Here is a 6,223-nt window from a genome sequence, read left to right as displayed (position 1 = left end):
AAAAATTCAAATGGTAACGGTCGAAAAAAGATCCGAATATGCGCGTAATGCTGCGGCTCTAAAGTTGATTGGTGGTGATTGCTAAATTCACCAGCCATCCACTGCGCTAATAAAATCGAATCACTCATAAAAACTGCTAGTTTGAATTAAGCTGTTGCCAAGGAACGTAATTCGGAAGAAAAAGAAGCCGTGACGACACCCGTACCATCGCTAGTTTTGATTGTCGATACGCGAAATCTCAAATTAGGATTGACAAACCAAATTCGCTCTTCGGCGGCGGCGCGATCGTATTCGGTGATTAAGACAAATACATCATCAGCGGTGATGTGATAGCGAGCAGCAGCCGGGATAGTTTCAGCATACCCCCGATCGCGTAATAATCGACCCTGATTTGGGACATGAGGATCGGGAATTGGCACCAAGACAGTACTCCCTTTAAGCACCTCATCATTCCAGTCCGATTCTCCTTCCCAACTCATTTGGAAGGGAACTACCGCTTGACTCGGATCGATCCCATAGGATTGACAAAGTTCGATCGCTGCGGGATTGTCAGGAGTTAAAGCTACAATCTCGATCTCCGATCGCACCGCTTCAAAGTGACTAAAAATCATATGATGAGCGCTACGCTGCGACTTCCACTGCCCGATCGAACTTTCCACAAATTGAGTAATGTCCATTCGTACCCTAAATTAACGTTTTTTGGATTTGGCTGGCGGACGGCGGGATGTTGACGGGGACTTGCTGACAGCCAGATCTTTAGGCACTGGCGGCGATGGCTCGATTTCCGGCGGGACTACCGCAGCCACCGGAATATTCGCGACACTGGGCAGCGGTGCTGACAGCATCCGCACGTTTAGGACTTTGCCACCACGTTTGGTAATCGATTGCAGAGTTTTTGACAAACCTGAATAAGCAACTTTGACTGTATAGTTACTACTTCTGAGCATTGCTTGATGAGGGCTACCCGCAATATCGTTGGCGTAGCCTTCCAGAATGGAAATCGCAAATGTCCGATCGGTGTCACTACTCAAGTTAAATACAGTATTCATTTTGATAATTTTAATTTCAAAAATTGCTAAAAATCATAAATTATTAAACAAATCGCTCGAGGACTAATGGCATGGAAGTTACACGATTTAGCCTCGATCGGATCTTCAGACATTCACAGTCATCGGGAGTAGCATCGATCGGTGCTATCCCCCAACTAGGGCTAAGTCATCTCAGTGATACTGACGATTTTGCCGCTGGTTCGATTGATGCGTTGAATTTGGGGTGTCATCCGATCGCCACGCACGATATATTCAGTAGTACTGACGCGACGAGGGCCAGTAAATTTGGCACCAGTGACGACGATTTTGAACATTTTCTTACTAGCATCAGCGGAACCGCCCAAACTGACTTTGGAGGCGGTCGCTTTACTGGTGCTATTGGTAGCAACTGAATATACGAGTTGAGAAGATGTCACTGCACTGCTGACTTGAGCGGGGCCGCGATCGATCGCAATCAGCCGATTGTAGGTGACTTGGCTCTTGCCATCTTCACTGAGACTGCGATTGTAAGGGACGATATTTTCCCCAAAGGCGGCTTGATACTCATCGCTGTCAATGTAAGAATCGATCTCGCTTTCATAGCCTTCAGCTACGCACCGCACGATATGTGCTGAGACTTCCGCTTTTGATTCTGGAGAACGACCCAAAAAGTGCATGAAATTCAGCTCAGTGAACCGATAAGGCGCACACTGTTGGAAGTAGCGAGTTTGATAAAATTCTGATTTACCAACTGCTCTCACAAATTCCCGCACGGAGAGGCTACCATCTGCTAGCTGTGATTCTGCGGATGTTAGGCGTTCGCTTTCCATGACGTGGGGGTTGCCCAAGACATGTTTGTATACTGCCCGAATCACTGCTTGAACGTCGTCAATAGTGCGATTGGGCCACAATTCCATCCGAGTCATGGTTGCCATAGTTTTTTGGTGCTAAATTGTTGTTATTTTGAAGATGTATACGCGGAATTAGCGGCTTTTGCCACCCAGATTTTGCCAAAAGGCAGGTTTAACTGGAGTTGTGAGGGAGTAATAATGTTTGCCATGAAGCGAACAGTTATCAGGTAGAGATCTAAACCCCAACTCAACAACCGTTCTAGAGCCTCAAAACCCAAACCCTAGAGCCTAAACCCTAAACCCTCAAACCCCAGAGCCTCAAACCCTAAACCCTAAAGCCTAAACCCTAAAGCCTAAACCCTAAAGCCTAAACCCTAAACCCTAAATCGCCGTCATACTGACGATCGATCCACCTTGCTTGTGAATCCGTTGGTAAGTTTCCGACAACTGCTCGTAAGGCACCATATAAACTTGGTTGCTCCGACGGAACTTGGAGATGTTATTGAGTTTATTCGCCCGATAACCTGTGACCTCGATCCGGTAAACCTTGCCTTGGTCGCTAGCACCCGCACCCAGACGCGTGCGTGGATCGATCGGCGGATTGCGGAAGGTATTACCAGGCGCTGTGACTGCCGTAGCAGTGGCATTAATGACCAAAGAGTTAAGTTTTGGTGATTTGCCTGCCAAGTCAGCCTTGAAGGAGCTAGTAGACGCCCCACGTACCAATTGGAACGTGTGGGTGAAACCAACCATGTGAGTGATTGCTTCAGTTTTATAGCCGCGAATGTAAGGAACGATATTGTCTCCAAAAACGTTCTGGTACTCATCGCTATCGAGGTATGAATCGATTTCAGCATCAAAGTCGCCAGCATCTAAGATGGCACTGTGAGCTTTCATTTCATCATAACTATTGGGTGCGCGACCTAATAAGTGACGGAAATTCAATTCCACAAAGCGATAGCGAGGACAATCGCTAAAGCGAGACATGTATGCGTCTGACTTGGCGATCGCCCGGACAAATTCCCGCACGCTAAATTCGCCACTACGGAACTGGGATTCCGGAACTGTCGCCCGTTCGCTTTCCATAACATAGGCATTGCCTAAGACTTGGCGATAGACAGCCGTGATGATTTCTTCGATCTCTGCGTTAGAACGTCCGGGTATCCACTCAACTGGTGGAGTTTCGTCAAACAGGCTAACACCCAATCGTGAAGCTGGTCCAAAATACATTTACTAAGTCTCCCTAATGAACAATTAATAAATCTGAGCACGATTGTCTCAAAATTTCGAGCAGGCTTTGGCGATACCTTTACAAGTAATAACCATCCAGCCATCAATTATGAGAGCGTTCCGGCTCTGGAGGTAGGCTGACAAGCTAGGCTTCCCGCTCCGATCTCCGATAAGCTTTTATAATCTTCTCTATACTAATCTTCATATATAGCTGTAACTCTGAATACTAAGAATAATTAAGTTTTCCAGCGGCTCTATGGTGAGCCAGAGTGGTGTCACTAGGGGTTAGGATTTAGGGTTTAGGATTTAGCTGTGCCTACGTCGCTTAGTGACGATCGGCAAAAAAAACAACGCCACCAATGTCGTTAGCTCCTCCTGGAGTCAGAAACGACGTTGATGGCGATCGACTAAGTTAGATTAGGTCGATGCGTTTTGGCAACGAACCGATCTAAGTGCTACTAAGGCTTTTTAGGAGCATCAGCAGGCTTAGTAGTCTCCTTTGTAGTGGTAGTGGTAGTTTTGGACGCACCGTCAGCGGGCTTAGCAGCGTCAACTTTAGGAGCTGCACTATCAGCAGGCTTCATTGCATCACTTTTGGGAGCTGCACCGTCAACGGGCTTGGTTTCAGTAGTCTCAGTCTTAGTTTCAGTTTTGGTAGCGTCGGGAGCAGCAGCTTCCTTGTTACAAGCAGTTAAGCCAGTAGTCAAAAGTAAGCTACCAATTACCAATAAAGTTTTCCAGTTCATTAAAATTTCCTCACACTTAATTTTTGAAAGCGACTTGCGGCTTCGCACACTATTCTACCACCAAGATTGCCAAAATTTAGGGTAAGCTGGACACAGGAAACCGTATTGTTTCACCACTCAGGTATAGTGAAAACCGAACGATCGCTCAGACATAGCGCTCCATGATGTCTGTAGCAGAGCGCCTGCCAGTCTAGCCGCATGCGGCGAGGCGAACGGCGTTGGCGTAGCCGCGCCGAGAGGTAATCGCCCTGTGCCGCATTTAACACATCTTCGATCGAGCGCGGCAGTCGCTAGATATTTAAGTCAATTTCTAGATCGGGTTAGTGCTGCACGTCCGGTCCGATCTCATCGAGCTACCCCCGATCCTGCTCACTTTATAACTCCCAACTCCTGTGAATTCACCACTGCTACATTTGACCTTAGCCGATATTTTGGAACGAACGATCGAGTTGAGTTGGACGGCAGCAGCCATCTTAAAGGCTTATTACCGAGGCAGTCGCGCCGATTTAGATGTCCTAGATAAAGCCGAAGGGCCAGTGACAGTCGCAGATCGAGCGGTCGATCGACACATCCTAGATGGAATTCAAGCAATGTGTGGCGATAGCTGCGGTTATCTGACTGAAGAGACTTATCAGGCTGGGGATGCTCAGTTGCCGCAAGATTGGGTGTGGATTATCGATCCGTTGGATGGGACGCGCGATTTTATCGATAAGACTGGGGAGTATGCTATCCATATCGCTCTTACCTATCAACATCGTCCGGTGCTTGCAGTAGTAACAATCCCAGAATCCGATCGACTGTACGCGGCACTCGCGGGTGTTGGTACTTGGCAAATAACTGGGGACGGGGTGCGGCAACCTGTGACGGTGGCGCGATCGAAGCAATTGACCGATTTAATTGTGGTTGCCAGTCGCAATCACCGGAGCAAGGGATTAGTTCGGTTATTGGCTCAACTTCCGTGTCAGCAACAGCTCGAAGTCGGCAGTATCGGCTGTAAGATTGCGGCGATCGTCGAGCAGCGTGCGGATGTCTACGTCTCGCTGTCGGGAACATCAGCACCTAAAGATTGGGATCTAGCCGCTCCAGAGCTAATTTTGACAGCAGCAGGCGGGCAGTTCACCCATCAGGATGGGACGGAGCTTCGGTACAATCAGGGCGATGTTACTCAGTGGGGTTGTGCAATCGCCAGTACGGGAGAATGGCATCAACAACTCTTGGATGCAGCCACACCCAATTTGTTGAATTAGAGCCATAGATGTTATGAGGTTAGGTAAGAGGTAATGGGTAATGGGTAATGGGTAATGGGTAAGAGGTAAGAGGTAAGAGGTTAACATAGCAACTCCCCAACTCCCCCACTCCCCACTCCCCCACTCCCCAACTCCCCAACTCCCCCACTCCCCAACTCCCCCCAGTCCCCCAACACCTAGCAATGCGGATCGAACAATTGCAAGCCTTTTTAGCAATTACCGAGACTGGCAGTTTTCAGCAGGCTGCTCGTACCTGTGATTGTACCCAATCGACCATCAGTCGCCAAATTCAGTCTCTAGAAGAAGATTTGGGGATTTCCTTGTTTCATCGCCATCATCAGGCAAAATTAACTATCGGCGGCGAACGGCTCCTTCCCCACGCGCGGAAGATTTGTACTGAATGGCAACTCGCACATCAATCGATCGAACACCTTTTAGCGGGGAAACAACCCGATTTGTGCGTTGCCGCAATTCATTCAGTGTGCGCGAATATTTTACCCCCAATTTTGCAGCAGTTTTGTCAGCGTTACCCACTGGTGCAACTGCGAGTTACGGCATTAGGTAGCGATCGAGCCTTGAAGGTGCTCAAGGATGGTTTAGTGGACGTCGCCATTGTGATGGACAATCGGATGTTTACCACCAGTCCCGAGACGATCGTCCAAAATCTCTATCAAGAACCGATCGAGATCCTCATGTCCGCCGATCATCCTCTGGCTCAATACAACCTAGTACCTTGGATCGAACTCGTTAAGTATCCACAGGTAGTATTCAAGGACGGATATGGAATGCAGCGACTAGTGCAAGAACAATTTAGCAAACAAGGTAGCAAACTCCAGGCGGTGTTAGAATTGAATACGCTAGATGCCTTTCGGGGGGTAGTCAGACAGGGTAAATTAATCGCATTATTACCTAAATCGGCACTGCTCGACCTTCACAACGATTCAACTCTGGCAGCAAGAGCGATCGAATCCATCCCTCACAGCGGCATCAATCTCTCCCGTCAAGTTGTCCTTGTGACGACTAGCGACAGACTCCAGATTCCTCCGATTAAATTTTTCTGCGATTTAGTCAGTCAGCAGTTGACAGAGAACTGTTGACGGAGAGCAGTTGACAGATGTGAG

The 6,223-nt window shown here is 48.2% G+C and carries 8 protein-coding genes; 2 read left to right on the top strand and 6 right to left on the bottom strand.

Going from position 1 to position 6,223, the window contains the following annotated elements:
* The 6 genes from RMO52_RS20895 to RMO52_RS20870 form a co-directional block, all read right to left on the bottom strand.
* Positions 1–98 (bottom strand): CpcT/CpeT family chromophore lyase (locus RMO52_RS20895; protein ID WP_310418148.1); only part of this gene is annotated, 98 nt, incomplete at its 3' end.
* A gap of 48 nt (positions 99–146) precedes the next feature.
* Positions 147–677: a phycobiliprotein lyase gene (locus tag RMO52_RS20890; protein ID WP_310418145.1), complete on the bottom strand. Its 531-nt coding sequence runs from the start codon at positions 675–677 to the stop codon at positions 147–149.
* Between the two features lie 12 nt (positions 678–689).
* Positions 690–1,049, bottom strand: coding sequence for a phycobilisome linker polypeptide (locus RMO52_RS20885; RefSeq protein ID WP_310418143.1), 360 nt, complete (start codon positions 1,047–1,049; stop codon positions 690–692).
* Positions 1,050–1,210: 161 nt separating this feature from the next.
* The gene (locus RMO52_RS20880; protein ID WP_309740661.1) at positions 1,211–1,963 is read right to left on the bottom strand and encodes a phycobilisome rod-core linker polypeptide; all 753 of its coding nucleotides are present in this window, start codon (positions 1,961–1,963) and stop codon (positions 1,211–1,213) included.
* Between the two features lie 297 nt (positions 1,964–2,260).
* Entirely contained in the window at positions 2,261–3,109 is an 849-nt protein-coding gene (locus tag RMO52_RS20875) for a phycobilisome linker polypeptide (RefSeq protein WP_310418138.1), read from the bottom strand.
* 458 nt (positions 3,110–3,567) lie between these two features.
* A complete protein-coding gene (locus tag RMO52_RS20870) occupies positions 3,568–3,855 on the bottom strand; it encodes a hypothetical protein (protein ID WP_310418134.1) in 288 nt (95 codons plus the stop codon).
* Between the two features lie 392 nt (positions 3,856–4,247).
* Here RMO52_RS20870 and RMO52_RS20865 point away from each other — a divergent pair, with 392 nt between their 5' ends.
* Both RMO52_RS20865 and RMO52_RS20860 read left to right on the top strand, forming a co-directional pair.
* Positions 4,248–5,102 carry a 3'(2'),5'-bisphosphate nucleotidase CysQ gene (locus tag RMO52_RS20865; RefSeq protein WP_310418131.1) on the top strand — a complete coding sequence of 285 codons (855 nt, stop codon included), beginning with the start codon at positions 4,248–4,250 and terminating at the stop codon, positions 5,100–5,102.
* Positions 5,103–5,284: 182 nt separating this feature from the next.
* Complete coding sequence (locus RMO52_RS20860) at positions 5,285–6,199, top strand: LysR family transcriptional regulator (RefSeq protein WP_310418129.1); 915 nt, start codon at positions 5,285–5,287, stop codon at positions 6,197–6,199.
* The last annotated feature ends 24 nt before the right edge of the window (positions 6,200–6,223 follow it).

It is taken from the genome of Chamaesiphon sp. OTE_8_metabat_110 (assembly GCF_031382685.1).
Taxonomy (GTDB): Bacteria; Cyanobacteriota; Cyanobacteriia; order Cyanobacteriales; family Chamaesiphonaceae; genus Chamaesiphon.
The sequence above is the reverse complement of the archived record's forward strand: the minus strand, read 5'-3'. Positions and strand labels throughout refer to the sequence as shown.